A 25,035-nucleotide genomic window follows, 5' to 3' on the forward strand; every position below is an offset into this window, starting at 1 on the left:
AACCTCGCAGACGAACAGCTAGCTGACCAGGTCGCGGAAGAGCCGCTCCAGGTCGGCGTCCAGGTCTCCGGTCAGGCCGGTGTGCACCGGGCCCGGCTGCACCACCGCGCTGCGCGGCGCGGTCAGCCAGCGGAACCGCTGCCCCGGGCTGTCGGCCGCCGCCGGGCCGGCCTCCGGTCCGCCCGCGGCCACCGCCTCGATCCCGCGCAGCGCCCGGGCCACCCCGGTCAGGTCCACCGCCGGGTCCAGCGCCAGCAGCTTGGCCTCGGGCAGCAGGGTGCGGGCCAGCAGCCGCTCCTGCCAGCGGCAGTAGAGCAGCACCCCGAGGTTGACGCACTCCCCGCGCTCCACCCGCGGCACCGCGCGGATCACCGCGTACTCGTACTCCCGCAGCTCGGTCATCGACTCACTCATGCGCCCACCTCCAGCACCGGCAGCCAGTCGCGCGGCCCGGCCAGCCGCGCGCCCAGCCGCTCCAGATACGCCGCACGCACCGCGTCCGGCTCCTCGAACCCCGGCTCGTCCACCAGGTACTCCTCCGGCACCGCGGCCACCGCGGCCGCCAGCAGCTCGGGAGTGCAGCGCGCGGCCGACTCGGCGTCCGCAGCGGCCAGATCGCGGACGAACCGGCCCAGCGCATGGTCGCCCGCGTCGTACGGGCGCCTCGTCCAGCCGGCCGAACTCGCCCAGCTGTGATGGAAGATGAGGCTCGCGCCGTGATCGATCAGCATCAACTCGCCGTCGACCACCAGCATGTTGGGGTTGCGCCAGGACCGGTCCACATTGCCGATCAGCGCGTCGAACCAGAGCACCCGGGCGGCGAGCTCGGCCGGCACCTCGAAGCAGAGCGGGTCGAAGTTGAGCGCCCCGCTGGCGAAGGCCAGCCCGATGTTCAGGCCGCCGCTGGCCCGCATCTGCTCCTGGATCTGCTGCTCCGGCTCGCTGCGTGCCAGCACCGGATCCAGGTCGATCCGGACCAATTCGGGCACCGGCAACCCGAGCCCGCGGGCGAGCTCACCGGCCAGCACCTCGGCGATCAACGCCTTGCGGCCCTGCGCCGCCCCGCTCCACTTCAATGCGTAGAGCCGGTGGTCGTCGCCCTCCACCAGGCCCGGCATCGAGCCGCCTTCTCGTAGTGGCGTCACATAGCGGACAGCCGTCACTTCACGTAGCACGCGCCAACCCTACCGATGCCGCCCCGTCCGCCTGGTTGCGGTGGCGCCTCCCCAGGCCGCGTGCGAGGGTGGGCCGCAAGTGGTGACCCTCCCCCGGCCGTCGGCCGGGGGGACCCCCATGGGCCGGGCCGCCGGTTCGTCCGCACCAGTTGCCTGCTGCGAAGGAAGAGTGATGGAACGTCCTCGGATCCTGGTGGTCGGCGGCGGCTTCGCCGGTGTGGAGTGCGCCCGGCGACTGGAGCGCAAGCTCGCCCCCACCGAAGCACAGATCACGCTGGTCGCACCGTTCAGCTATCAGCTGTATCTGCCCCTGCTCCCGCATGTCGCGGCCGGGGTGCTGACCCCGCAGTCGGTCGCCATCTCGCTGCGGCGCACCCTGCGGCGCACCGACATCATCCCCGGTGGCGCGGTCGGCATCGATCCCAGGGCCAAGGTCTGCATCATCCGCAAGATCACCGACCAGGAGGTCGTGGAGCCGTACGACTACCTGGTGCTCGCCCCCGGCAGCGTCACCCGGACCTTCGACATCCCGGGCCTGCTCGACCACGCCCGCGGCATGAAGACGCTGGCCGAGGCGGCCTATGTGCGCGACCACGTGATCGCCCAACTGGACCTGGCGGCCGACACGCTGGACCAGCGGGAGCGCGAGACCCGGCTGGGGTTCGTGGTGGTCGGCGGCGGCTACGCGGGCACCGAGACGGCGGCCTGCCTGCAGCGGCTGACCACCGCCGCACTGGACCGCTACCCGCGGCTGGACCCGCAGTTGATCAAGTGGCACCTGATCGACATCGCTCCCCGGCTGATGCCGGAGCTCGGCGAGCACCTGGGCACGCGGGCCCTGCAGATCCTGCGCGACCGCGGTGTGGAGGTGTCGTTGGGCGTCTCGGTGGCCAAGGTCGACGACACCTCGGTGACCTTCACCGACGGCCGGGAGGTGCCCGCGCGCACCCTGATCTGGACGGCCGGCGTGGCGGCCAGCCCGCTGGTCGGCACCCTGGACGCGGAGACGGTGCGCGGCCGGCTCGCGGTGACCGCGGAGCTGCGGGTGCCGCAGTTCGAGGGCATGTTCGCGCTCGGCGACGCGGCGGCCGTGCCCGATCTGGCCAAGGGCGATGGCGCGGTGTGCCCGCCGACCGCCCAGCACTCCGCCCGGCAGGGCCGCAAGGTGGCCGACAACCTGATCGCGGCGCTGCGCAACCAGCCGCTGGAGCCCTACTTCCACCGGGACTTGGGCCTGGTGGTGGACCTGGGCGGCAAGGATGCGGTCTCCAAGCCGCTGGCCGTGGAGATGACCGGGATTCCGGCCCAACTGGTGGCCCGCGGCTACCACTTGATGGCGATGCGGACCAACGTCGCCAAGTTTCGGGTCGGTTGCAACTGGCTGATCAACGCGACGGCCGGTGACGACTTCGTGCGCACCGGGTTCCTGGCCCGCCAGCCCGCCCGGCTGAGCGACTTCGAGTACACCGGCGCCTATCTGACGAAGGATCAGGTCCGCGAGCACGTCCAGGCGTTGCAGGCCAAGAGCTGACACGTTCGGGACGTTCGGGACGGGAGCGCTGCCGCATCCGGCAGCGCTCCCGTCGTCAGATCTGCCGCGATCCGGTGCCCGCGCCGAGCACCTCGGCCAGATCGGCGGCCAGCCGGGGGGCGTCGGCAGGGTCCAGCCGGGCCACGGTGATCCGGATGCCGGGCGGGGACTGCAGGCGGAACCGCGCGCCGGGCACCACCGCCCAGCCGCGCTGCAGCAGGCCGACCACGACGCCGGTCTCGTCCGGCACCGGCACCCAGACGTTGACCCCGCTGCGCCCGTGGCCGCGCAGCCCGTGCCGGGCCAGCGCGGTGAGCAGGGCCTCGCGGCGCTCGCGGTAGGCGTCGGCCACCCCGGCGGGCGACGGGCCCACGGTGCGCCAGAGCTCCACGGTGGTGCGCTGCAGCAGATGGCTGACCCAGCCGGTGTCCAGCCGCTGCCGGCCCAGCACCCGGTCCACCGTCTGCCGGTCGCCGGCCACCACCGCGAGCCGCAGGTCGGGGCCGAACGCCTTGGCGGTCGAACGCACCACCATCCACTGCGAGTTGACGGGCCGCCGGTCGGCATCGCAGACGACGGGGTGGTACGGCAGCTCGGTGATGCCGTGCCCGTGGTCGTCCTCCAGCAGCATCACCTCGGGGTGCCGGGCCAGCACCGCGCGCAGTTCGGCGGCCCGGCGGGCGGTGAGCGCGGCGCCGGTGGGGTTCTGGGCGCGGCTGGTGATGACCATCGCGCGGGCGCCGGCGGCCAGTGCGGCGGCCACCGAGCCGGGCAGCGGGCCCTCGTCGTCGATCGCCACCGGCAGCGCGCGCAGGCCGTGGGCGGGCAGCAGGTCGACCAGGCTGGCCCAGGCCGGGTCCTCGATCACCACCGCGTCGCCCGGCCGCAGGTGACTGGCCAGGGTGCGGTCGATGGCGTCCAGGGCTCCGGCGGTGACCGCGTAGGCGTCGTCCGGCAGCCCGTCGGCCTGGAAGCCGGCGGCGGCCAACTCGATCAGCTCGGGGTCGGCGGCCGGATGGCCGTAGAGCACCGGCTCCCGATCGGCGGCCGCGCCGGCGGCCGTCAACGCGGCGGCCAGCGGGGGCAGCAGGCGCGGGTCGGGGTTGCCCGCGGCGAGGTTGACGGTGCCCGCCGGGACGGCGAGCGAGACCTGGTCGCGGTAGGTGGTGACCGGGCGGGGGCGGATCCGGCTGCCCTTGCGTCCGGCGGTCTCGATCACGCCGCGGTCGCGCAGCAGCCGGTAGGCGGCGGCCACGGTGTTGGGGTTGACACCCAGCTCGCCGGCCAGCTCGCGCAGTGGGGGCAGCGTCTGTCCGGGTTCCAATCCACCGCAGGCCACCGCCCGTTCCACGTCGGCGGCGATCTCCGTGGCGCGTCGTCCCTGGATCCGATAGTCTCCTAGCACAAAGACTATTATGCACTAGTGCAAAGGGGGATGTCATGTCGGACGCGTCGAGCGCCACGCAGTACGCCCGCACATCCAGGACCACTCCCACCCGCTACAAGGATCGGGCCGGCTGGGAACGGGCCGAGATCCACGCGATCCTGGACACCGCCTGGGTCTGCCACCTGGGCTTCGTCGCCGACGGCGCCCCCGTGGTGCTGCCCACCATCTTCGCCCGCATCGACGACCGGCTGTATCTGCACGGTTCCACCGGCAGCCGCCCGCTGCGCGCGGCCGGCGCCCCCGAGGGACTGCCGGTCTGCGTGACGGTCACCCAGGTCGACGGCCTGGTGCTGACCAAGTCCGCGTTCAACCACTCCGTCAACTTCCGCTCGGTGGTCGCCCACGGCATCGCCGAGCAGGTGACCGACCCCGCCGAGCTCGCGGCGGCGCTGGACGCCCTGGTCGACCACGCGGTGCCGGGCCGCTCCGGCGACGTGCGGCGGGCCAACCCCAAGGAGCTCGCCGCGACCGCGGTGATCCGGCTGGTGCTCGACGAGGTGTCGGCCAAGACCCGGGACGACGGCGCGGACGACGACGAGGAGGACCAGGGCCTGCCCTACTGGTCCGGCGTGGTCCCGGTCCGCACGGTCTACGGCGCGCCGGTCCCGCACCCGGGCACCGAGCGCGAACTGCCCGACTACCTACGGGACTTCCAGCCCGGGGGCGCGGCATGCTGATCCGTTCCTGGGACCAGGGCAGCGAGGCCGAGTGGCGGGCCTGGCTGGCCGGGCGCGACTTCGGCACGCTGGCCGCCAACAGCCCCGACGGCCCGCCGATCCTGGTGCCCATCCACTTCCTGCTCGACGCGGACGCCGGCGAGATCGTGCTGCACCTCGCCGCGCCCAACCCGCTGCTGGCGGCGGTGCGCACCGACCCCCGGGTCACCCTGGCGGTCACCGACGACTACGCCTTCGCCCCGTCCACCTGGCGGGCCAGCGCGGTGCCGACCAGCTACTACGCCTCGGTGCAGTTCGACTGCACCGCCGAGGTGGTGGAGGGCGCGGCGGGCAAGGCGGAGATCCTCAACCGGCAGCTGGCGCACTTCCAGCCCGAGACCCCCGAGGTCCGGGTGCTGCCGGGCGAGGCACCGTACGGCCCGCAGCTGTCCGGGATCTGCGGGCTGCGGCTGACGGTGCGCCAGGTGCGGGCGAAGTTCAAGTACGACGACAAGGTGCCGCTGGAGCACCAGGCGGCAGCCGCCGAACACCTTGCCGAGCGCGGTGCTCCGCAGGACGCCGGGGCGCGCGAGCAGTTGCTGCGGCGCCTGGCGCAGCGCGGCGGGTGCCCGATGGAGGCCTGACCGCGCCCGGCCCGACAACATCGGTCAATCCGGGGATTTCGGGCGGTCGGCTGATCTCATGGTCAGGTTCACCGACGCCTCGTCCCTCCCCGGAGCCCGCGTGTCAACAACCAGCTCGCCGACGCAGCCGCAGCAGCCCGACACCGCCCACCTCGGCCGTGTCGTCTTCATCTCGGCCGCGGCGGCGATGGGCGGCTTCCTCTTCGGCTACGACAGCGCCGTGATCAACGGCGCGGTCACCGGCATCCAGAAGCACTTCCACGTGGGCAACAGCGAGACCGCCTTCGTGGTGGCGATCGCGCTGCTCGGCTCGGCCGCCGGTGCGGTGGCGGCCGGCTGGCTGGCCGACCACCTCGGCCGGGTGCGCACCATGCTGCTGGCCGCCGTGCTCTTCGCGATCAGCGGGGTCGGCTCGATGTTCCCGCCCAGTGTGCAACTGCTCGGCATGTGGCGGGTGCTGGGCGGCGTGGCGATCGGCATCGCCTCGGTGGTCGCGCCCACCTACATCGCCGAGGTGGCGCCCACCGCCTACCGGGGCCGGCTCGCCTCGTTCCAGCAGATGGCGATCGTGCTCGGCATCACCGTCTCCCAGCTGGCCAACTACGCGCTCAACAGGGCGGCGGGCGGGGAGTCCACCAACAAGCTCGGCCCGGTGCAGGCCTGGCAGTGGATGCTAGGCGTGGAGGCCGTGCCGGCGCTGGTCTACGGGCTGATGGCGCTGGCCATCCCGGAGTCGCCGCGCCATCTGATCGCCACCGGCCGGGAGACGAAGGCCCGCGAGGTGCTGCGCGAGGTGGAGCCGCCGAGTGTCGACCTGGACGCCCGGGTGGCCGAGATCCGGTCGGTGCTGGACACCACGCACAAGCCGCGACTGGTGGACCTGACCGGCGGCCGCTTCGGACTGCTGCCGATCGTCTGGGTCGGCATCGGCGCCTCGGCCTTCCAGCAGTTCGTCGGCATCAACGTGATCTTCTACTACTCCTCGGTGCTCTGGCAGTCGGTGGGCATCAACGAGAGCAACTCGCTGCTGATCAGCATCTCCACCTCGATCGTCAATGTGATCGGCACGGTCATCGCGATGACCCTGGTGGACCGGATCGGCCGCAAGCCGCTGGCGCTGGCCGGCTCGATCGGCATGGCGGCGTCACTGGGGACGGCCGCCTGGGCGTTCTCCTACCGGCACGGCACCGGCACCGCGGCCACCCTGCCCAGCCTGCAGGGCACCGTGGCGCTGGTCGCGGCGCACGTCTTCGTGCTCTGCTTCGCCTTCTCCTGGGGCGTGGTGGTCTGGGTGCTGCTCGGCGAGATGTTCCCCAACAAGATCCGTGCGCTGGCCCTGTCGGTCGCCGCCTCGGCGCAGTGGATCGCCAACTGGATGATCACCGTGAGCTTCCCCGACCTGGCCAACTGGAACCTGTCGGCCACCTATGTCATCTACGCCTGCTTCGCGCTGCTCTCCATCCCGTTCGTGGTGTTCTGCATCAAGGAGACCCGGGGCCGGGCCCTGGAGGAGATGGGCTGACGACCCGTCAGATTTCGAATGACGATCCGTCATGACAACACGCGGAAAACGGCCTGGATGACCGGCGGACAGGCGGCGTGCCACCCACATACGATCAACCCCGCGGGGCGCTTCGGCCCCTTACCTCGCGGCAGATGGAGCTGGACACGTGGGAGCGCAGAACGTCACCTTCCCCAGCAATGGGAAGCAGGCACACGGCTATCTGGCCCTGCCGCCGGGCGGGCGGGGCCCCGGCGTGCTGGTGGTCCAGGAGTGGTGGGGCCTGACCACCCACATCACCACGATGGCGGACCGGTTCGCCGCCGAGGGCTTCACGGTGCTGGCCCCCGACCTGTTCGGCGGCGAGACGGTGCACAGCGCGGCCGAGGCGGCCGAGCGGCAGCGGCAGCTGCCCGTCGAGGGCGCGGTCCGCGACCTGTCCGGTGCGGTCGACTTCCTGCTGGCGCAGCCGGGGACCACCGGGGACGCAGTGGCGGTGGTGGGCTTCTGCATGGGCGGCGACTTCGGGCTGCGGCTGGCGGTGCGGGAGGGCGACCGGGTGGTCGCCGCGGTGCCGTTCTACGGTGTGCCGCGCGAGCCGGACTACTCCTACCTCGGCCTGACCGCCCATGTGCTGGGGCACTACGGCGAGTACGACAAGAGCATTCCGACGGAGCTGGTGGACGAGGCGGCGATCCGGATCGGCGAGGCCACCGACCGGCGTCCCGAGATCCACTTCTACCCGGCCGGGCACGCCTTCATGAACGAGGAGAACCCGTCCGGCAACTACGACCCGCTGCAGGCCGCGATCGCCTGGCAGCGCACCCTCACCTTCCTGCGCGGGCATCTGGGCTGACGCCCGACTGGAACGCCGGATAGCCGGGCAGCCGCGGCACCTGCCAGTCGTCGGCGAGCTTCAGCAGCCCGCGCATCGTCTCGGTCAGCGCCGGCAGGCCCGGCAGCTCGGCGGCCTGTGCCCAGCGGTGGTGGAGCAGCTGACGGCGGGTCGGCACCGGGCGGCGGCGCGGGTGCAGCGGTGCGTCCTCGGTGACCGCCCTGGAAAGCAGCCGGACCGTCGCGTCCACCGTCCAGACCGCCACGGCCGCGTCGAGGCCGGCCTCCCAGACGGCGTCGTCGGCGAGCTCCGGGTGGATCGCCGCCACCTGCTCGCGGTAGGTCCGCTCGATCCGCTCGGCCAGGCCGGGTGGCAGCGCGAAGACGCACCAGCAGCTGGAGAACGGCATCCGGCAGTAGGCGGCGGTGAGGAAGACGGACTGGAAGCAGGCCGCCTCGAAGTCGATCAGGCGCAGGCCGCCGGGCGTGATCAGGTTGTTGTCGGGGCAGGTGTCGCCGGGGGTGAAGCCGGGATAGCGCTCACCGCCGGCGGTACCGATCCGGTCGAGCTCGGCGGCCAGGCCCGGGGCCGGGGTCAGGCCGACGCAGTCCAGCACGCTCGGCAGCCGCGTGGCGTTCTGCGCGATCCAGGGCTCCTTGTCCCAAGCGGGCAGGCCGAGTTGGTAGCGCGACCAGAGGTCGTCGAACTCGGCGCGGCGGGGCGCGGCGGCCACCGCCAACTCGCCGAGCCCGCGGGCCCAGGCCAGCAGGGCCCGCTCGGCGGCGGCCGGGTCGGCGCCGAGCAGCAGGTCGGCCAGGGTGGGCGCGGTGCCGAGGTCGGCCAGCACCAGCAGCCGCTGCTCGGGGTCGGCGGCCAGCAGGTCAGGCCCGCCCGCCTTGAGGGAGAGGCCGGTCGCCTCGCCGGTGAAGGCCCGGCGCGCCTCGGGTTCCTCGGTGAACGCCTTGACGATCACACTGCGTCCGCTCGCCGCGCGGGCCCGCAGCACCGTGCTGCGGCCGCTGCCGCCCAGGTCGGCGGGGTCGGACAGTGACTCACCCAGCAGGGCGGCGGCGGCGTCGAGGATCTGGTCCATCGCAGCATCCTCCAGACGAGCCGAGAGGCGATCAACCGATTATCGATCAGATCTTGGCCGTTTCCCATCGAGTGATGAAGGGTACCTCCATCAACCTGTCAGCAGATGTTCATACCTGTCCGTAGCGTGGACAGCAGTCCATGCCACCGTCATAGTCGGGCGAATGCCGAAGCTAAACCAGCACCGAATCCCCCAGTTGGCCTGGGCCGGCCGCGACTTCCTGATCCACAGCGCCGCCACCGTGGTCAGCGGCCTCGGCAACGCCGGTGCCCCGATCGCCACCGCCTTCGCGATCCTGCGCCTCGGCGGCGGGGCGGCCGAGATCGGCTGGGTCACCGGCGCCCGGCTGGCCGCCACCGTGCTCTTCCTGCTGGTCGGCGGCGCGCTCGCGGACCGACTGCCCCGGCACCGGGTGATGGTCGCGGCCAACCTGGGCAACGCGCTGTCGCAGGCGCTGCTCGCCGTGCTGGTACTGACCGGGCAGGCCCGGCTCTGGCAGATCGTGGTGCTCGCCGCGGCGAACGGGGTCGGGCTGGCCTTCTTCGCGCCGGCCTCCGAGGGCATGGTGATGGAGTCGGTGGACCAGCGGCAGGCGCCGCGGGCCTTCGCGGTGTTCCGCACCGCGCTGAACTCCTCGCAGATCGTCGGCGCGGCGCTCGGCGGTGCGCTGGTGGCCGCCGTCGGACCAGGCTGGGTGCTGGCCCTGGACGCCGCCGGGCTGGCCGCGGCCGGGGCGCTGCGGCTCTTCCTGCGGGCCGGCGCGACGCCGGCGCAGCAACCGAGCGGACCCGGGATGCTGGCCGAACTGCGGGAGGGCTGGCGGGAGTTCACCTCGCGGCGGTGGCTGTGGGCGGTGGTGGTGCAGTACGGCGTGGTGAACGCCTGCCTGATCGCCGCCGAGTCGGTCCTGGGGCCGCTGGTGGCGGACGAGCGGCTCGGCGGGCCGCGGCCGTGGGGCCTGGTGAACGCCGCGATGGGCGCGGGGCTGGTGGCCGGCGGACTGCTGATGGTCCGTTGGCAGCCGCGCCGACTGCTGATGGCCGGCACCGCGGGGGTGCTGATGTTCGGACTGCCGGCCGCCACCCTGGCCGCCGGCGCACCGCTGCCGCTGGTCGGCGCCGCGATGTTCGCCTCCGGGGTCGGCGGCACGGTCTACGGGGTGAGCTGGATGGTGGCGTTGCAGCAGGAGATCCCGGCCGCCCAGTTCTCCCGGGTCGCCGCCTACGACTGGTGCGGCTCGGTGGCGCTGGCCCCGGTCGGCACGGTCGCCGCCGCGCCGCTGGCGGGCGGCCTCGGGCTGGGCGACGCGCTGTGGAGCTGCGCCGCGGTGATGACGCTCCTCTCACTGCTGGTGCTGGCGGTGCCCGAAGTGCGCGCGCTGGTGCGTCACTCGACCCCGGCCGGCTCGGGTGCCAAGCGGCTGGAGCCGGTGGCGGCCTGAGTGGGGGCCTGAGTGCCGGCCACCTGCTGCGCCAGGGCCTTCGGATCCCGCAGCACCCAGGCCAGCCCCGGGGTGATCACCAGCAGCACGGCGGCGCCGCCCATCATGGGCGCCCGCAGCCCCCAGGCGTGCGCGACCAGGCCCGCCAGCATCGCCCCGACGGCCATGCCGCCGTTGGCGAGCATCTGGTAGGCCATGCTGATCCGCCCGAGCAGCCGCTCCGGCACCAGGTCCTGGCGGATCGACACGGCGGTGACGCCCCAGGCGAGCGTGAGGGCGCCGTAGCAGGCGGTGGCCAGGTCCGCCCAGCGCCAGTCGGAGGTCAGCCCGGCGACGCCGAGCACCAGCCCGGCGCCCGTCAGCGTGACCAGCAGGGTCCAGGTGCTGCCGAGCCGGCGGACCAGCCAGGGCGCGCCGAGCGAACCCGCGACCCCGCCGACCGCGAAGGCGCCCACCAGCAACCCGTAGCCGAGCGGGCCCAGGTGCAGCACCTGACGGGTGTACAGCACGAGCACGGCGGTCACCCCGGCCATCACCAGGTTGACGGCGGTGGCGGTCAGGCAGAGCGCGGTCAGCAGTCGGTGCCGCAGCAACTTGCGCACCCCCTCGCCCGCGCCGCCGAACAACGCCCGCATCCCGCGCGGGCCGACCGTTTCGCCCGGCTCCTGGTCCCGCCGGGGCAGCCCGCCGGGCAGCAGCAGCATCAGCAGCGCGGCACTGGCGAACGAGGTCGCGTCCACCGCGAACGGCAGCAGGGCGGCCGCCGCGAACAGGACCGTGCCGAGCGAGGTGCCGATCAGCGAGTCGGCGACCAGCGCGCCCGCCTGCAGCCGTCCGTTGGCGCGTGGCCGGTCGGCCGGCTCGACCAGGCTGGGGACCACGCCCGACCAGCCGGCGTTGTAGAAGGTCTGGCCGCAGCCGAGCAGGAAGCCCACCGCGGCGAGCAGCGGCACGCCGGCCGCGCCGAGCGCGACCGCCGCCGCGAAGCCCGCGACCAGCAGCGTCCGCGCGGTGTCCACGGTGACCAGCAGGCGGCGCCGGTCCACCCGGTCGGCCAGCGCGCCGGCCGGCAGGCTGAGCAGCAGCCAGGGCAACTGCTCCATGGTGGCGACCAGCGCCAGGTCGCGCGGGTCACCGGAGATCCGCGCGGCGAGCAGCGGCAAGGCGACGAAGCGCATTCCGTCACCGAGGCTGGACACCGTGACCGAGGTCAGCAGCAGCCGGAACCGCCGTCCCAGCGGCGCGCCGGCCGCTCCCGTTCCGGACTCCTTCGCGAAGAACACGAACTAGACTCTGATTCATATTCTGACGCATTGTCAAGGAGCCCGATGTCCGACGCCGCCCTCCCTCCGCTTCCGGCCGGCGTGCTGCGCGCGCCGCAGCAGCAGCGCAGCCGCGAGAAGGTCGCCCGGATCCTGGCCGCCACCGCACAGCTCCTGGAACGGCACGACCACGGGCAGATCGGCACCAAGCTGATCGCCGCCGAGGCCCAGGTGTCGATCGGCGTGCTGTACCGGTTCTTCCCGGACAAGCACGCCATCTTCAGCAGCCTGATGGTGCACTGGCTCGACCAGTACCTGGCCGCCGTGGAGAGCGTGGTCGACGCCGAACTCCCGCCCACGCCAAGCGAGCTGGGCGCCCGCCTGATCAGCGCGCAGGTACGGGTGCGGCGCGGGACGCCCGGCCACCTGGGCCTGTGGTTCCACGCCCCGCCGCCGCCCGAACTGCGCGAGTACGACCAGGCGGTGGACCGCCGGATCGCCGCCGTGATCCATGCGGCCCTGGTCCGCGGCTACGGCTACCCCGACACCGCGGCCTTCCGCTTGCGCACCGAACTCGTGGTCGCCGCCGCCGCCCAACTGCTCATCACCGCCTTCAAGCTCGCCCCCGACGGCGACCCCCGGGTCATCGGCGAGATCCAACTGATGCTGGACGGCTGGCTGTTCGCCCGGGCCTCCGACACTGGAAGCTGAATCCCCGGTTCCACTACAACCATCCGACCGTGACGCTCGTCCCACTCGATGAGGCCCGTCGTCCCGGGAGGGAGTCCCATTGCCACGACGACCGCATCGAATGCTTGTTGACGATGTATCAGATATCGATGGACCAGCCGGCGGCTGCTGGCTGGTCGAGCTCGCCGGCGTGGACGGCCGACGCTACGCCTACCGCGTCTACGCGGATCGCTCGGCACTGCCCGGCGACCTCTTCTGGTCCGCGCTGCACCACCACGACGAGGGCCCGCTGCCGCGCGCGTTCGACCTCTTCGACACCGCGCTGATCCGCCTGATCGGCTGAGATCGCTCGGCATCGCTCGGCATCGGCCGAGATCGCCCGGCATCGGCTGAGACCGTCCGGCCGATCGCCTCCGGAGATCCGTGCCCGCCCGCGGGCTAGCGGCTAGCAATCTAGCTTGCTAGCATTCTGGATGTGCCTGACGAGGAAGTGAAGCAATTCAACGTCTACCTGCCGGTCAGCTTGATCAAGCAGGTCAAAATGCGCGCCGTCGAGACCGGTTCGTCGCTGTCGGCCCTGGTGGCCGACGCGCTGCGGTCCTACCTCGACGGCGGCACCGCCGCAGCACCGCACCTTGGCAACGATCAGGAGTCGAAGTGACCACCAACGGCATCAGCGCGGTCTTCCTGAAGACCCACAACTGGGGCAAGGCCGCCCGCTTCTTCCAGGCCCTGGGGTACCAGCTGGAGTTCGAGACGGACCACAACTCCGGCCAGCTCCGCAACGGGGACTCCCCCATCGTCTTCATCGCCGAAGTCCCCGAGGACCAGGCGACCGGATCCCAGCTGGTCCTCCAGGTGGCCTCGGAGCAGGACGTCCACGCCAACCCGGAGCTGGAGCTGCTCACCCCCTTCGAGGACACCCACTACGGGACCAGGGAGGCGACCGTGCGCGACCCCGACGGCCGCCAGTGGCTGCTCCAGGCGCCTGCGGCCAAGTGAGCCGGGGGCCAGCCATGACCGACCACTCCCCCGTCGTCCCGGACCACACCGCCGTGCGGGTCGCCCTGTGGCGCGCCCTGCACACCCTGGCCGACCCGCCGCCGCACGTGCTGGACGACGAGATCGGCCTGCGCCTGGCCGACCCCGCCGAGGACTGGCGCGCCCGACCGGACATGGACGTCGCCGGCACCCGCACCTACCGGGCGGGCATCGTCGCCCGGGCCCGGTTCGTCGACGACCTGGTGCTCGAGCGGGCCCGGCGCGGCACCACCCAGTTCGTGGTCCTCGGCGCCGGCCTGGACACCTTCGCCCTGCGGCACCCCGACCTCGCCGCCCGGCTGCGGGTGTTCGAGGTGGACCGCCCCGCGACCCAGGGCTGGAAGCGCCGCCGGCTGCTGGACCTCGGGCTCGGCACCCCGGAGAACCTGGTCTTCGTGCCCAGCGACTTCGAGTCCGAGCACGCCTGGTGGGCACGGCTCGTCGCCGCCGGCTTCGACCCGGGCCGGCCCGCCGTCATCGCCTCCACCGGCGTCAGCATGTACCTCACCGAGGCCGCCAACCTCGCGACCATCCGCCAACTCGCCAAGCTCGCCCCGGAGTCGGCGTTCGCGATGACCTTCCAGCCACCCCTGGAGCTGCTCGAAGCGGCGGAACGGCCCGGCCGGCTGATGGTCGAGGAGCGGGCCCGGGCCACCGGCACCCCGTTCGTCAGCTTCTTCAGCCCGGACCGGCTCCTCGAACTGGCCCGGGAGGCAGGGTTCCGCGACGCCCGGCACATCTCGGCACAGCTCCTGAACGAGCGCTACTTCTCCGGACGGACCGACGGCCTGCGCACCACCAACGCCGAGGAGTTCCTGCTCGCCACCACCTGACCCGGCCCGTCCCGACTGAAAACGGCTCCGCCCCCTGACCCGGGGGCGGAGCCGATCACCGCGATGCCTGGTTGAGCGCCGACTCGGATCGTCCCACCGCCCGGTGGGCCGACCACGTCCCCGCACGGGAAGTCCCACGCGTCCCCACCAGGCGCACCCGAACGGCCCCGACGTGTGGTGTTGGGCCCGCTGCGTGGCTAGCCTGCGATCCCGTGGACCTTCAGCCGGCAGGACGCGTGATCGTTGTGACCGGCGGCAGCTCCGGGGTGGGGCGGGCCACCGTCGAGCTGCTGCTGGTCGAAGGCGCCCGGGTGGCGACCTGCGCTCGGGACGGCGAACGGCTAGCGCGGGCCTGGGCACAGCAGCAGGACCGGCTGTACCTCCACGCGGGCGACGTGCGCGACGAGACCGCCATGGATGGCTTCATCCGCGCAGCGGGCGAGAGGTTCGGCCGGATCGACGCCGTGGTGGCCAATGCCGGGGAGGGCTTCCCGGGCACCTTCACCGAGGCCACGCCGGAAGACTGGTTGGCCGAGCTCGAGGGCAAGGTACTGGGCGCCGTGCTACCGGTGCGGGCCGCGCTGCCGTGGCTCCGGCGCTCCGACGCGGGCCGCGTCGTGCTGATCGGCGCCCTGATCGCGCGTGAGCCGGAGCCGACCCTGGTCGCGGCCAGTGCCGCCCGCGCCGCGCTCGCCAACCTGGCCCGCTCCATGGCGACCGAGCTGGCGGCTGACGAGATCCTGGTCAACACCGTCAGCCTGGGCATCATCGACACCGAGCGGCAGCAGGCCGTCCACGCCGCCTCCCGCAGCACCCAGCCCTACGAGCAGTGGGCCGCCGACTGCGTCCGGCGTCGCGCAGTGCCACTCGGGCGGATGGGCCGCCCAGAGGAGGTCGCCCCCGTCATCGCACTGCTTGCCTCGCCGTTGGCGTCGTACGTCAGCGGTGCCGACGTGACAGTGGCGGGCGGCGCGGGCCACTCGACGCACTGACAACCTGGTTTCCGAACCCCGAGAGCCGACCGGCTCGGTAGCCTGCTGCCTCGCCGAACGGCCTCCATGTCCTCCTCGATCAGCCCGAGTTCGTGAAGCTGGTCGGTGCTGCCGCTGCGGCCCTTGCAGCAGACGCCGACGACGGGCGAGATGCGGAAGGCCCCCCGCGGCAGCCCGGCGGCACCACGCTCGCGCCTCGGACCGCAACCACCCGACTGGGTCAACTGCTCTGCGCCCCACGAGGTTTGACCGTACCTTTCCATCGAGGGGGTCACCCTAGCGAAAGGCGTCAACTGTCATGGCCGGAAAATTCGAGCTGTTCACCGACGAACGCGGCATGCACCGGTTCCGGCTCAAGGCGAGCAATGGGTCGGTGATCGTGGTCGGTGACGCGCACGAGACCCGTGAGGATCTGCTGAAGAACATCGAGTCGCTGCGCAAGCTCGCGCCGTACGCCCAGGTGCAGGAGACGGCGGCCGGCACGGCCTGAGCGCGGGCCGGCCATCGGCGCGGGGAGCGGGGCACCGGCCCGCTCCCCGCGCCGGTCGTGGTCCACCTAACCGGAATTGGACCTGTGCCCACCCGCTGACCAGCCGTAAGCTCGGGCCATGCAGATCTCGATCATCGATGCGTTCACCGAGCGCCCGTTCGCGGGCAACCCCGCTGCCGTCTGCCTGCTGCCGGACGGCGACTGGCCCGAGGAGCGGTGGCTGCGCCAGGTGGCCCGCGAGATGAACCTCTCCGAGACCGCGTTCGTCCGGCGGCTGCCGGACGGCGACTGGGCGCTGCGCTGGTTCACCCCGATGACCGAGGTCCCGCTCTGCGGCCATGGCACCCTGGCCGCGACCCATGCGCTGCGCACCGGGGGGCTGGTCGCGGCGGAGCCGGTGCGGTTCCACACGCTGAGCGGTGTGCTGACCGCCACCCCGCGTCCCGACGGCCGGATCGGCCTGGATCTGCCGACGGCCGCGCTGACCGAGACGGCGGTCCCGGACGGGCTGGCCGAGGCGCTCGGCGCTGCGGTGCTGAGCTGCCGCGACACCGGCGGACTGGGCATCCTGGTGGCCGAGTTGGGCAGTGAGCACGCGGTCCGCGGGCTGGCGCCGGACCTCGCCGCGATCACCCGGCAGCCGGCCCGCGGTGTCGCCGTCACCGCGCGGGCGGAGGACCGGGAGGGCGGCTACGACTTCGTCTCGCGCTACTTCGCCCCGGCCGCCGGGGTGGCGGAGGACCCGGTCACCGGCAGCGCGCACACCGCGCTGACCCCGTTCTGGGCCGAGCGCCTCGGCCGCACCGGGCTGACCGGGTACCAGGCCTCGGTGCGCGGCGGGCTGCTCGACTGCGAGCTGCTGGGCGACCGCGTCCGGCTGGCCGGGCACGCGGTGACGGTGGTCGAGGGGACCCTGCGCGCCCACCCCCGCTGAGCAAGCGCTCAGTCACATCTGCTCGGTCACCCCGTGGGCAGCCACGAGACGTGCCCCGCCAGCAGCACGTAGCCCACGAAGGCGGTGGTGTCGATCAGCGCATGGGCGGCCACCATCGGCATCACCCGCCCCCAGCGCCGGTAGAGCAGCACGAAGACGGCGCCCATCACCATGTTGCCGACCAGCCCGCCGATCCCCTGGTAGAGGTGGTAGGAGCCGCGCACCGCGGCGCTGGTCAGCAGCACGGCGGCGGGCGTCCAGCCGCGCTGGTCGAGCCGGCGGACCAGGTAGCCGAGCACCACCACCTCCTCCAGCACCGCGTTCTGGCAGGCGGAGAGGACCAGCACCGGGATCCGCCACCAGACGTCGGGCAGGCCGGACGGGACGACCGTGAGGTTGAAGCCCGCCGCCCGGGAGGCGAAGTACAGCGCCAGGCCGGTGCCCCCGATCACGGCGGCCACGGCGGCGCCACGGCCGAGGTCGGCCGCCTTGCGGCGCAGGTCGAAGCCGAGCACCCGCAGCGAGGTGCCCTCGCGCACCAGCAGGTAGCCGACCAGCGCCACCGGCATCAGCCCGCGGGTGATGTAGTAGAGCTGGTAGGCCAGGTCGATCCAGGGCCGACCGGGGGCCGCCGAGCTGTTCAGCGCGGCGGTCTGGTGGGCCAGCCCCACGTTGCGGGTGGCCGAGTCGACGAAGCTGATCAGCGCACTGACCCCGCTAGCACCGAGCGACAGCCCGAGGACGATCAGCAGCTCGATCCCGAGCAGTCGGCGCCGCCGGTCACCGGGCGGCAGGGTGTCCGCGGGCTGCGCGGGCGGTGCGATCGTCATGGCGGATCATCTTGTCACACCCGGATGAGGCGACCTCGACGGCAAATCGTCACCCCACCGGCCAGTTGTGCACCGGCTCGCCCGCCCGCATCAGCTCCATGTACCGCTGAGTCATGGTGGCCAACGCGGTCGCCCGGTCCATGCCGTGCCGCTCGCACAGCTGGTGCACGGTGGCCGCCTGCCAGGCCGCGCCATTGGTGCGGCGCAGGCAGCGCTGCTCGATGATCCCCAGGTAGCGGTCCCGGTCGGCCGGCAGCACGCCCCACTCGTCCAGGCCCTGGTAGGCCAGTGGCAGCAGTTCACCGAGCACCAGGTCGACCACCGGTACCGCCGCGGGCGCGCCCCGGCTGCCGCGGCCCGGGCGGGGCCACTGCACCACCGCGTCGATGCCGTAGCGGGCCGCAGTGTGGAAGTTCCGGTCGGCATGGGCGAACGGCAGCCTGGTCCAGATCGGCCGGGGCTGCTCGGCCAGCGCGCGGACCAGCCCGTAGTAGAACGCGGCGTTGGCCAGGATGTCGGCCACCGTCGGCCCGGCCGGCAGGCAGCGGTTCTCCACCCGCAGGTGCGGCCTGCCGTCGGTCACGTCGTAGACCGGCCGGTTCCAGCGGTAGATGGTCCCGTTGTGCAGCCGCATCTCGCCGAGCCGCGGCACGCCGCCGGAGGCGAGCACCTTGGCCGGGTCCTCGTCGTCGCAGATCGGCAGCAGGGCCGGGAAGTAGCGCATGTTCTCGGCGAACAGCTCCGGCGCCGAGTCCACCCAGCGCTCCCCGAACCAGGTGATCGGGCGCACCCCCTGGGCCTTCAGCTCGGCCGAACGGGTGTCGCAGGCCTGCTGGAAGAGCACCGGACGGGTCTCCCGCCACAGCTCCCGGCCGAACAGGAACGGCGCGTTGGCACCGAGTGCGACCTGCACGGCGGCGATCGCCTGGGCCGCGTTCCAGACCGGTGCGAACCGGTCCGGGGTCACCTGGAGGTGCAGTTGGAGCGAGGTGGCGGCGGCCTCGGCGACCATGCTCACCGACTCCAGCTGCAGGTGCTCCACGCCCTCGATGTCCAGCGCGATGTCCTCGCCGCGGGCCGCCATGATCTGGTCGCTGAGCAGGCTGTAGCGGTTGTTGTGGCTCATCGAGTCCCGCCCGGTGTGCACGGTCTCCAGGGTCGGCAGCACGCCCACCATGATGATCCGGGCACCGGCCTCGGCCGCCCGCCGGTCCGCGTACCGCAGGCCGGTGTCCAGCTCCTCCCGCAGCTCCTCGAAGACATGGCCGCTGAGCTGGTGCGGAGCGACGTTGACCTCGATGTTGAACTGGCCCAGCTCGGTCTGGAAGTCAGGCGAGCCGATCGCCGCGAGCACCTTCTCGTTGCGCATCAGCGGCAGACCCTGCTCGTCCGCCAGGTTGAGCTCTATCTCCAGGCCCATCATGGCCCGGGGCCGGTCGAAACGCTGCTCGTGCAGCATCCGCTCCAGGGCCTCCTGACAGGACTGCAGCTTGCGACGGTAGTGCTGCCGGTCCGACAGGTCGGCCCGGGTTGCGATGACTTTCTCCCCCATGGATACCCCCTTCGCCCGGTCCACCGTGCCCTGCATCATGCCCATCCGGAAGATCGATACCCGAGCGCTTCTAATGCCCTATGCCACAAGGGAACTGACGATTTCTCAGCTATCGCTCGACTTGCCGGGCACGACAGAAGGTGATAAACAGGTCACCCTGCGCACTTGTTCGAGTGGACTTCGAGTCCCGGCCCGGCCGCACCGGTTCCGACCCCGGTGCGGCGTGCCGCTGCCCGGAGCCCGCGCGCTCAGCCCCGCGATCACGCCCAACCGGACCCGGCCCTGTCGCGCCACGCCGGTATGCCGCCTTCGCACGCCGATCTCGCATGGAGAGGCGACCCGCCATGACCCTGCAGACACCCCAGCCACCGCCCAGCGCCCTGCGTGCCGTGCTGGCCGCCCTGAGCTCGCCGACCGCCCTGCGGCAGCCCGGCGCGGCAGCCCCGCGAAATACCGTGGGCGCCCTGCTGCCGGCCCATCCGCTGGCAGTCCATCAGCTGCCGCCGGGCACCACGACGGCGCGTGCGCTGGCCGCCGCGCCGCGGACCGGCTGGCGGTTCCTGGTCAAGCACGGCACGGTGGTGGTGGCGGCGGCCGAGGTGGTGAGGTCGGCGGAGGGGCACACCTTCGCGCACTTCGCGGCCGGCCCCTACCCGGACTCCACGGTCCGGGCGCTGGCCGAGGCCTGGCAGCTGGTCCAGCAGCGGCGCACGGCCTACCAGCCCCGGCTGCTCTCGATGCCCGACCACTACGCGACCGCCCTGTGGCTGCACGCGACGGACGCCGATCCGGCGGGCGACCTGCTGCTGCCACTGGCCCCCGCGCCGCTCGGCATCACCGCGCACCGGGCCTACCCGGCCGGTGAGCTGCTCGCCCTGCTCGGCCGCCCGGCACCGCGGGTCACCGCAGTGGCCTGAGTAGTCGCCTGAGCACCGCCTGACACCCTCCGAACAGACCATCAACGGGCCACCCGACCGAGTCATGGTCGGGTGGCCCGTTTGCCCGCGCACCACGGTCGGACCCATCTGAATGGGTGATCTCTGGGCTGTAGTTGTGGCGCAAGTCACCAAAAGGGCTGCGCAATGGGGTTTGGGCGCGGACACTGGAGAGAGCGTGGCAGGACCACCTGTCCTACCCACAGAAGCGCTGGTTCACACCTGCGTTCCGCTGCGGGGGGCGTGAAGCGTGAGTAGTGAAACGAGGTACCACGATGTGCCAGCACCGACCTGAGTGCCCGTCGGCCGATTCCCCTGACCGTGAGGCGGCGGTTCCCGTCGCCCGCCACCCCGAGCAGGGCTGGAGCCTGCTCTGCAACGGAGTCCTGCTCTTCGAGGACACCGGCGAGCTGCTGCCGGACGGCCGGGTGATCGCGCCGCGCCGAACGCTGCTGGTCGCCGCCTGACCTCCACGAGCGCATCCCGGGCGGAGCACTGCGGATGTGACTCCGGATGTGACGAAGTGCCCTGCGGCAGCCACCGCAGGGCACTTCGTCATCGGGCGCTAAGCCCTCCCGGTGCTGCTCAGACGCCGTACTCGTCGAGCGGCGGGCAGGAGCAGACCAGGTTGCGGTCGCCGTAGGCGCCGTCGATCCGGCCCACCGGCGGCCAGTACTTGTCCGCCGGGTTGACGCCCGCCGGGAAGACCGCCTCCTGGCGCGAGTAGCCGTGCTTCCAGTCGCCGGCCAGGTTGGCGGCGGTGTGCGGGGCGTTGCGCAGCGGGTTGTCGTCCGCGGCCCACTCGCCGGAGCCGACCTTGTCGATCTCCGCGCGGATCTCGATCATCGCCTCGCAGAAGCGGTCGATCTCGTACAGGTCCTCCGACTCGGTGGGCTCGATCATCAGCGTGCCGGCCACCGGGAAGGACATGGTCGGGGCGTGGAAGCCGTAGTCGATCAGGCGCTTGGCGATGTCGTCCACGGTCACCCCCGTCTCCTTGGTGAGCGGGCGCAGGTCGATGATGCACTCGTGCGCCACCAGGCCGCCCGGGCCGGTGTAGAGCACCGGGAAGTGCGGGGCCAGCCGCTTGGCGATGTAGTTGGCGTTCAGCACGGCCACCTGGGTGGCGCGCTTGAGGCCCTCGCCGCCCATCAGCCGGACGTACGCCCAGGAGATCGGCAGGATCGCCGCCGAGCCCCAGGGCGCGGCCGAGATCGGGCCGACACCGGTGGCCGGGCCCGCCTCGCCCTGCAGCGGGTGGTTGGGCAGGTACGGCGCCAGGTGGGCGCGCACCGCGACCGGGCCGACGCCCGGGCCGCCACCGCCGTGCGGGATGCAGAAGGTCTTGTGCAGGTTCAGGTGCGACACGTCGGCGCCGAACTTGCCCGGCTTGGCCAGGCCGACCAGGGCGTTGAGGTTGGCGCCGTCGACGTAGACCTGGCCGCCGGCCTCGTGCACCAGGCCGCAGATCTCGGTGATCTGGGTCTCGTACACGCCGTGGGTGGACGGGTAGGTGACCATCAGCACGGCGAGCTGGTCGCGGTGCTGGGTGATCTTGGCCTTGAGGTCCTCGACGTCCACGTCACCGTCGGCCATGGTCTTCACCACGACGACGCGCATGCCGGCCATCACCGCGGAGGCGGCGTTGGTGCCGTGCGCCGAGGACGGGATCAGGCAGACGTCGCGCTGGGTGTCGCCGTTGGCCAGGTGGTAGGCGCGCACCGCGAGCAGACCGGCGAACTCGCCCTGCGAGCCGGCGTTCGGCTGGATCGAGACGGCGTCGTAGCCGGTGACCTCGACCAGCTGCTGCTCCAGCTGGCGGATCAGGGTCAGGTAGCCCTGGGCCTGCTCGATCGGCGCGAAGGGGTGCAGCTGGCCGAACTCCGGCCAGGTGACCGCCTCCATCTCGGTGGTGGCGTTGAGCTTCATGGTGCACGAGCCCAGCGGGATCATGCCGCGGTCCAGCGCGTAGTCCCGGTCCGAGAGGCGGCGCAGGTAGCGCAGCATCGCGGTCTCCGAGCGGTGGCTGTGGAAGACCGGGTGGGTCAGGTACTCGTCGGCGCGCAGCAGCGCGGCCGGCAGCGTGTCGGCGGCCTCGGCCACCTCGGCGCCGACCACCCCGAAGGCGGCCCAGACGATCTGCAGGTGCTCGCGGGTGGTGGTCTCGTCGCAGGAGATCGAGACGGTGTCCGCGTCGGCCTGGTAGAGGTTGACGCCCTCGGCGCGGGCGGCGGCGACCACCTCGGCGGCCCGGCCCGGCACCTTGGCGGTGACGGTGTCGAAGAACGCCCCGTGGGCGAGCTCGACGCCGCCGGCCCGCAGGCCCTCGGCCAGCGCGGCGGCGTAGCGGTGGGTGCGGCGGGCGATGTCGGCCAGGCCGTCCGGACCGTGGTAGACCGCGTACATCGAGGCCATCACGGCGAGCAGCACCTGGGCGGTGCAGATGTTGCTGGTGGCCTTCTCGCGGCGGATGTGCTGCTCGCGGGTCTGCAGCGCCAGCCGGTAGGCGCGGTGGCCGTCGGCGTCCACCGAGACGCCGACCAGGCGGCCGGGCAGCGAGCGGGCGTACTCGGCGCGGACCGAGAGGTAGCCGGCGTGCGGGCCGCCGAAGCCCATCGGCACACCGAAGCGCTGCGAGGTGCCGCAGGCTATGTCCGCGCCCAGCTCGCCGGGCGACTTGAGCAGGGTCAGCGCCAGCAGGTCGGCGGCGACGGCGACGATCGCGCCGAGGCCGTGCGCCTGCTCGATCACCGGGGCGAGGTCGCGCACCGCACCGGAGGCGCCCGGGTACTGGAGCAGCACGCCGAAGACGCCGCGCTCGGCGATCTCGGCCGGGATGCCGGCGGACAGGTCGGCGACGACCACCTCGACACCGGTCGGCACCGCGCGGGTCCGGATCACCGCGAGGGTCTGCGGCAGGGTGTCCGCGTCGACCAGGAAGACGCCGCCCTTGACCTTGGTGACCCGGCGGGCCAGCGCCATCGCCTCGGCCGCCGCGGTGCCCTCGTCGAGCAGCGAGGAGCCGGAGGTGGGCAGGCCGGTCAGGTCGGAGACCACGGTCTGGAAGTTGAGCAGCGCCTCAAGTCGGCCCTGCGAGATCTCGGGCTGGTACGGGGTGTAGGCGGTGTACCAGGCCGGGTTCTCCATGACGTTGCGCAGGATCACCGGCGGGGTGAAGGTGCCGTAGTACCCGAGCCCGATCATCGAGGCGAGCACCTGGTTGTGCCCGGCCAGCTCGCGCAGCTCGGCCAGCACCTGGGCCTCGGTGCGGCCGGCGGGCAGGTCGAGCGCGGTGATGCTGCGGATCGCCTCGGGGACGGCCGCGGTGGAGAGTTCGGCCAGCGAGCCGAAGCCCACCTGGGCGAGCATCTTCTCCTGGGCGGCGGCGTCAGGGCCGATGTGGCGCGACTGGAACGGGCTGGCCGCCTCGAGGTCGGCAAGCGTCGCGTTCTGGGAGCGACCGGCGGTCGGCTGGTCAGTCATGGTGGTCGAGGCCTCCTGGTCACGGACCGGCGGGGGCACGCAGCCACGACCCTCGCCGCCTGGGGGAACGGTGCGGCCGTGGCGGACGAGCCCGACAGGCCTCCCCCTCTGTCATCGGGACCTGAGAGCTTCGCCCGCACAGGGCTGACGCCCCGTCGGCTTGCACCGTCGGTGAGGGTGGTCGCCTCCGGTTCCCTCACCGGCGGTCCTGCCCTGCTTTCCAGAGTGACCTATTCCACACGGTACGGATGCCTGAGAGATTCCGGGGAGGGTTTGCTCCTTCGGCGCTCCGGACTATTCGAAATCGCTGGGAAATCGAAGGCCGGAGACTCTCCCGTGCGGGTTCGGCGGTCGTGTTCAGGGTACCAGCGGAGGTCATTGCCAACAGCGCTCAGGTGATCGATCGCACTCCCCCACCTGGGCGATCACCGGCTCGGACGGCCGCATCCGGCTGGCCGCTGTTCCCTTTGTGGCATTTGGTGTGAATCGACAGCGGTACCACCAGGAGAGGAACAGCGTGCAGACCGATATCGATCCCCGAGACCTGATCGGGCACAAGGCCGTGGACCGCAACGGCGACAAGATCGGCACCGTGGACGAGGTCTACCTCGACGACGCGACCGGCGAGCCCGAGTGGGCGGCCGTACGCACCGGGATCTTCGGCCGGGACGCCTTCGTGCCCCTGACCACGAGCGAGTTCTCCGGCCAGGAGCTGCGGGTGCCCTATGACAAGTCGCTGATCAAGGAGTCGCCGGACTTCGGCGTCGGCCAGCACCTCTCCCCGGCCCAGGAGCTGCAGCTCTACCGCTACTACGGGCTGGACGCCCCCACCGGCGACCGGACCGCCGCACCCGCGCCGCCCGCCCAGGGCACCGCCCGCAGCCGGGCGGACGACATGGACTTCGGTGTGACCGCACCCGCGGCGCCCGCCACCGGCCGCCCGATGGCCACCGCGCCCACCGCCCGGTCGGCCGTCGGCCGGGAGGGGCCGGTCGAGCCGACCGTCGGCCTGGACAAGCCGGTGGAGCCGACCATCGGCCTGGACAAGCCGGTGGAGCCGGCCCCCGGCCCGACCGAGCCGACCCCGGAGCAGACGCACACCGCCGCCGGCGGCGCTGGTACCACCCACCCGCCCCGCCCGATCGAGCTGACCCTGCGCGAGGAGCGCCTGGAGATCACCAACGAGTGGCACGTGCTCGGCACCGCCCGGATGCGCAAGTACGTGGTGACCGAGCCGGTGGAGCGCCGGGTGCAGGTGACCAGGGAGCGGGTCCGGGTGGAGCGGGTACCGGTGAACAGCGCCGAGCAGTCCGCGCTGTCGGCGCAGGACATCGCCGAGGCCGTCGAGGAGGTGACGCTCCGCGAGGAGCGCCCGGTGGTGCGCAAGTACCTGGCGCCGATGGAGCGGGTGCGCCTGGTGGTGGAGCGGGTCACCGAGGAGCAGGTGATCAAGGACGAGCTGCGCCGGGAGCGGGTGGAGATCCACGACAGCACCGGCTCGGCGGCGCGGGTCGACACTCATCACTGAGCCCAGCCGGGCTGCCGCGGGGGCCCCCCCCGGGGGGGGGGGGGGGGGGGCGGGGGGGGCCCCGGGGGGGGGGGGGGGGGGCCCTTTTTAAAAAATAGAAAATATAATCATAGTATAGTTCAATAATGTAATATAAGGGGTG

25 protein-coding genes and 1 riboswitch are annotated in these 25,035 nt (G+C 72.5%); of the genes, 17 read left to right on the plus strand and 8 right to left on the minus strand.

Annotated elements, in window-relative coordinates; translation table 11 throughout:
* Positions 1–18 precede the first annotated feature (18 nt).
* Positions 19–402: a DUF3037 domain-containing protein gene (locus P3T35_RS21445; RefSeq protein WP_101379058.1), complete on the minus strand. Its 384-nt coding sequence runs from the start codon at positions 400–402 to the stop codon at positions 19–21.
* A gap of 8 nt (positions 403–410) precedes the next feature.
* Entirely contained in the window at positions 411–1,175 is a 765-nt protein-coding gene (locus P3T35_RS21450; RefSeq protein WP_101379059.1) for a HipA family kinase, read from the minus strand.
* 172 nt (positions 1,176–1,347) lie between these two features.
* Between P3T35_RS21450 and P3T35_RS21455 the strand changes: the two genes are divergently transcribed.
* Entirely contained in the window at positions 1,348–2,706 is a 1,359-nt protein-coding gene (locus tag P3T35_RS21455; protein WP_101379060.1) for an NAD(P)/FAD-dependent oxidoreductase, read from the plus strand.
* Between the two features lie 55 nt (positions 2,707–2,761).
* Here the strand turns inward: P3T35_RS21455 and P3T35_RS21460 are convergent, their stop codons facing one another.
* The gene (locus P3T35_RS21460) at positions 2,762–4,111 is read right to left on the minus strand and encodes an aminotransferase class I/II-fold pyridoxal phosphate-dependent enzyme (RefSeq protein ID WP_101379061.1); all 1,350 of its coding nucleotides are present in this window, start codon (positions 4,109–4,111) and stop codon (positions 2,762–2,764) included.
* A gap of 35 nt (positions 4,112–4,146) precedes the next feature.
* Here P3T35_RS21460 and P3T35_RS21465 point away from each other — a divergent pair, with 35 nt between their 5' ends.
* The 4 genes from P3T35_RS21465 to P3T35_RS21480 all read left to right on the plus strand — a co-directional run bounded on the left by P3T35_RS21465 (position 4,147) and on the right by P3T35_RS21480 (position 7,810).
* A complete protein-coding gene (locus P3T35_RS21465; RefSeq protein WP_101379062.1) occupies positions 4,147–4,830 on the plus strand; it encodes a pyridoxamine 5'-phosphate oxidase family protein in 684 nt (227 codons plus the stop codon).
* Positions 4,824–5,453, plus strand: a complete 630-nt coding sequence (locus tag P3T35_RS21470; protein ID WP_101379063.1) for an FMN-binding negative transcriptional regulator — start codon at positions 4,824–4,826, stop codon at positions 5,451–5,453. Before P3T35_RS21465 ends, P3T35_RS21470 begins: the two co-directional genes overlap by 7 nt.
* 100 nt (positions 5,454–5,553) lie before the next feature.
* Positions 5,554–6,975, plus strand: a complete 1,422-nt coding sequence (locus P3T35_RS21475; protein WP_280707302.1) for a sugar porter family MFS transporter — start codon at positions 5,554–5,556, stop codon at positions 6,973–6,975.
* Between the two features lie 148 nt (positions 6,976–7,123).
* Complete coding sequence (locus P3T35_RS21480) at positions 7,124–7,810, plus strand: dienelactone hydrolase family protein (RefSeq protein ID WP_101379065.1); 687 nt, start codon at positions 7,124–7,126, stop codon at positions 7,808–7,810.
* Here P3T35_RS21480 and P3T35_RS21485 read toward each other — a convergent pair.
* Positions 7,782–8,882, minus strand: a complete 1,101-nt coding sequence (locus P3T35_RS21485; RefSeq protein WP_101379066.1) for a hypothetical protein — start codon at positions 8,880–8,882, stop codon at positions 7,782–7,784. The genes P3T35_RS21480 and P3T35_RS21485 overlap by 29 nt on opposite strands.
* A 163-nt stretch (positions 8,883–9,045) precedes the next feature.
* On the opposite strand from P3T35_RS21485, the gene P3T35_RS21490 reads away from it, so the two are divergent.
* Positions 9,046–10,323 carry an MFS transporter gene (locus P3T35_RS21490; protein ID WP_101379067.1) on the plus strand — a complete coding sequence of 426 codons (1,278 nt, stop codon included), beginning with the start codon at positions 9,046–9,048 and terminating at the stop codon, positions 10,321–10,323.
* Here the strand turns inward: P3T35_RS21490 and P3T35_RS21495 are convergent.
* Complete coding sequence (locus P3T35_RS21495) at positions 10,269–11,606, minus strand: MFS transporter (RefSeq protein WP_101379068.1); 1,338 nt, start codon at positions 11,604–11,606, stop codon at positions 10,269–10,271. The two genes, P3T35_RS21490 and P3T35_RS21495, sit on opposite strands and share 55 nt — an antisense overlap.
* Before the next feature lie 45 nt (positions 11,607–11,651).
* Here P3T35_RS21495 and P3T35_RS21500 point away from each other — a divergent pair, with 45 nt between their 5' ends.
* The 8 genes from P3T35_RS21500 to P3T35_RS21535 all read left to right on the plus strand — a co-directional run bounded on the left by P3T35_RS21500 (position 11,652) and on the right by P3T35_RS21535 (position 16,565).
* On the plus strand, positions 11,652–12,296 hold the full coding sequence (locus P3T35_RS21500) for a TetR/AcrR family transcriptional regulator (protein ID WP_101379069.1): 645 nt from the start codon (positions 11,652–11,654) through the stop codon (positions 12,294–12,296).
* A gap of 100 nt (positions 12,297–12,396) precedes the next feature.
* Complete coding sequence (locus P3T35_RS21505; RefSeq protein WP_143676736.1) at positions 12,397–12,618, plus strand: hypothetical protein; 222 nt, start codon at positions 12,397–12,399, stop codon at positions 12,616–12,618.
* A 132-nt stretch (positions 12,619–12,750) separates the two neighbouring features.
* A complete protein-coding gene (locus tag P3T35_RS21510; protein WP_101379070.1) occupies positions 12,751–12,936 on the plus strand; it encodes a ribbon-helix-helix protein, CopG family in 186 nt (61 codons plus the stop codon).
* On the plus strand, positions 12,933–13,277 hold the full coding sequence (locus P3T35_RS21515) for a glyoxalase (RefSeq protein ID WP_101379071.1): 345 nt from the start codon (positions 12,933–12,935) through the stop codon (positions 13,275–13,277). Before P3T35_RS21510 ends, P3T35_RS21515 begins: the two co-directional genes overlap by 4 nt.
* 14 nt (positions 13,278–13,291) lie before the next feature.
* Positions 13,292–14,149: a class I SAM-dependent methyltransferase gene (locus tag P3T35_RS21520; RefSeq protein WP_101379072.1), complete on the plus strand. Its 858-nt coding sequence runs from the start codon at positions 13,292–13,294 to the stop codon at positions 14,147–14,149.
* Between the two features lie 236 nt (positions 14,150–14,385).
* Positions 14,386–15,141: an SDR family oxidoreductase gene (locus tag P3T35_RS21525; RefSeq protein WP_280707308.1), complete on the plus strand. Its 756-nt coding sequence runs from the start codon at positions 14,386–14,388 to the stop codon at positions 15,139–15,141.
* Between the two features lie 298 nt (positions 15,142–15,439).
* Positions 15,440–15,631, plus strand: coding sequence for a DUF1508 domain-containing protein (locus tag P3T35_RS21530; RefSeq protein WP_101379074.1), 192 nt, complete (start codon positions 15,440–15,442; stop codon positions 15,629–15,631).
* Between the two features lie 118 nt (positions 15,632–15,749).
* Positions 15,750–16,565 (plus strand): PhzF family phenazine biosynthesis protein, encoded by an 816-nt coding sequence (locus tag P3T35_RS21535; protein WP_101379075.1) that lies wholly within the window; start codon positions 15,750–15,752, stop codon positions 16,563–16,565.
* Between the two features lie 26 nt (positions 16,566–16,591).
* On the opposite strand, the gene P3T35_RS21540 is transcribed toward P3T35_RS21535, so the two are convergent.
* Together P3T35_RS21540 and P3T35_RS21545 are read right to left on the minus strand one after the other, a co-directional pair.
* Entirely contained in the window at positions 16,592–17,395 is an 804-nt protein-coding gene (locus tag P3T35_RS21540) for a type II CAAX endopeptidase family protein (RefSeq protein WP_101379076.1), read from the minus strand.
* A gap of 49 nt (positions 17,396–17,444) precedes the next feature.
* Positions 17,445–18,947: a glutamate--cysteine ligase gene (locus tag P3T35_RS21545; protein WP_101384838.1), complete on the minus strand. Its 1,503-nt coding sequence runs from the start codon at positions 18,945–18,947 to the stop codon at positions 17,445–17,447.
* A gap of 344 nt (positions 18,948–19,291) precedes the next feature.
* Between P3T35_RS21545 and P3T35_RS21550 the strand changes: the two genes are divergently transcribed.
* Together P3T35_RS21550 and P3T35_RS21555 are read left to right on the plus strand one after the other, a co-directional pair.
* Positions 19,292–19,864: a hypothetical protein gene (locus tag P3T35_RS21550; protein WP_101379077.1), complete on the plus strand. Its 573-nt coding sequence runs from the start codon at positions 19,292–19,294 to the stop codon at positions 19,862–19,864.
* A 293-nt stretch (positions 19,865–20,157) separates the two neighbouring features.
* On the plus strand, positions 20,158–20,349 hold the full coding sequence (locus tag P3T35_RS21555; RefSeq protein ID WP_101379078.1) for a DUF5999 family protein: 192 nt from the start codon (positions 20,158–20,160) through the stop codon (positions 20,347–20,349).
* Positions 20,350–20,467: 118 nt separating this feature from the next.
* Here P3T35_RS21555 and gcvP read toward each other — a convergent pair whose 3' ends face one another.
* A complete protein-coding gene (gcvP, locus tag P3T35_RS21560) occupies positions 20,468–23,365 on the minus strand; it encodes an aminomethyl-transferring glycine dehydrogenase (protein WP_101379079.1) in 2,898 nt (965 codons plus the stop codon).
* A 230-nt stretch (positions 23,366–23,595) separates the two neighbouring features.
* Positions 23,596–23,712, minus strand: a riboswitch (glycine riboswitch).
* Between the two features lie 170 nt (positions 23,713–23,882).
* Here gcvP and P3T35_RS21565 point away from each other — a divergent pair.
* The gene (locus tag P3T35_RS21565) at positions 23,883–24,893 is read left to right on the plus strand and encodes a DUF2382 domain-containing protein (protein ID WP_101379080.1); all 1,011 of its coding nucleotides are present in this window, start codon (positions 23,883–23,885) and stop codon (positions 24,891–24,893) included.
* Positions 24,894–25,035 lie beyond the last annotated feature (142 nt).

Source organism: Kitasatospora sp. GP30, from assembly GCF_029892145.1.
Taxonomy (GTDB): domain Bacteria; phylum Actinomycetota; class Actinomycetes; order Streptomycetales; family Streptomycetaceae; genus Kitasatospora; species Kitasatospora acidiphila.

Bases quoted from the DNA above. Each gene is read 5' to 3' on its own strand.
- P3T35_RS21485 (WP_101379066.1), bottom strand. From the start codon at position 8,882: ATGGACCAGATCCTCGACGCCGCCGCCGCCCTGCTGGGTGAGTCACTG.
- gcvP (WP_101379079.1), bottom strand. From the start codon at position 23,365: ATGACTGACCAGCCGACCGCCGGTCGCTCCCAGAACGCGACGCTTGCC.
- P3T35_RS21520 (WP_101379072.1), top strand. From the start codon at position 13,292: ATGACCGACCACTCCCCCGTCGTCCCGGACCACACCGCCGTGCGGGTC.
- P3T35_RS21505 (WP_143676736.1), top strand. From the start codon at position 12,397: ATGCTTGTTGACGATGTATCAGATATCGATGGACCAGCCGGCGGCTGC.
- P3T35_RS21465 (WP_101379062.1), top strand. From the start codon at position 4,147: ATGTCGGACGCGTCGAGCGCCACGCAGTACGCCCGCACATCCAGGACC.
- P3T35_RS21545 (WP_101384838.1), bottom strand. From the start codon at position 18,947: ATGGGGGAGAAAGTCATCGCAACCCGGGCCGACCTGTCGGACCGGCAG.
- P3T35_RS21530 (WP_101379074.1), top strand. From the start codon at position 15,440: ATGGCCGGAAAATTCGAGCTGTTCACCGACGAACGCGGCATGCACCGG.
- P3T35_RS21470 (WP_101379063.1), top strand. From the start codon at position 4,824: ATGCTGATCCGTTCCTGGGACCAGGGCAGCGAGGCCGAGTGGCGGGCC.
- P3T35_RS21445 (WP_101379058.1), bottom strand. From the start codon at position 402: ATGACCGAGCTGCGGGAGTACGAGTACGCGGTGATCCGCGCGGTGCCG.
- P3T35_RS21550 (WP_101379077.1), top strand. From the start codon at position 19,292: ATGACCCTGCAGACACCCCAGCCACCGCCCAGCGCCCTGCGTGCCGTG.
- P3T35_RS21535 (WP_101379075.1), top strand. From the start codon at position 15,750: ATGCAGATCTCGATCATCGATGCGTTCACCGAGCGCCCGTTCGCGGGC.
- P3T35_RS21540 (WP_101379076.1), bottom strand. From the start codon at position 17,395: ATGACGATCGCACCGCCCGCGCAGCCCGCGGACACCCTGCCGCCCGGT.
- P3T35_RS21455 (WP_101379060.1), top strand. From the start codon at position 1,348: ATGGAACGTCCTCGGATCCTGGTGGTCGGCGGCGGCTTCGCCGGTGTG.
- P3T35_RS21500 (WP_101379069.1), top strand. From the start codon at position 11,652: ATGTCCGACGCCGCCCTCCCTCCGCTTCCGGCCGGCGTGCTGCGCGCG.
- P3T35_RS21555 (WP_101379078.1), top strand. From the start codon at position 20,158: ATGTGCCAGCACCGACCTGAGTGCCCGTCGGCCGATTCCCCTGACCGT.
- P3T35_RS21490 (WP_101379067.1), top strand. From the start codon at position 9,046: ATGCCGAAGCTAAACCAGCACCGAATCCCCCAGTTGGCCTGGGCCGGC.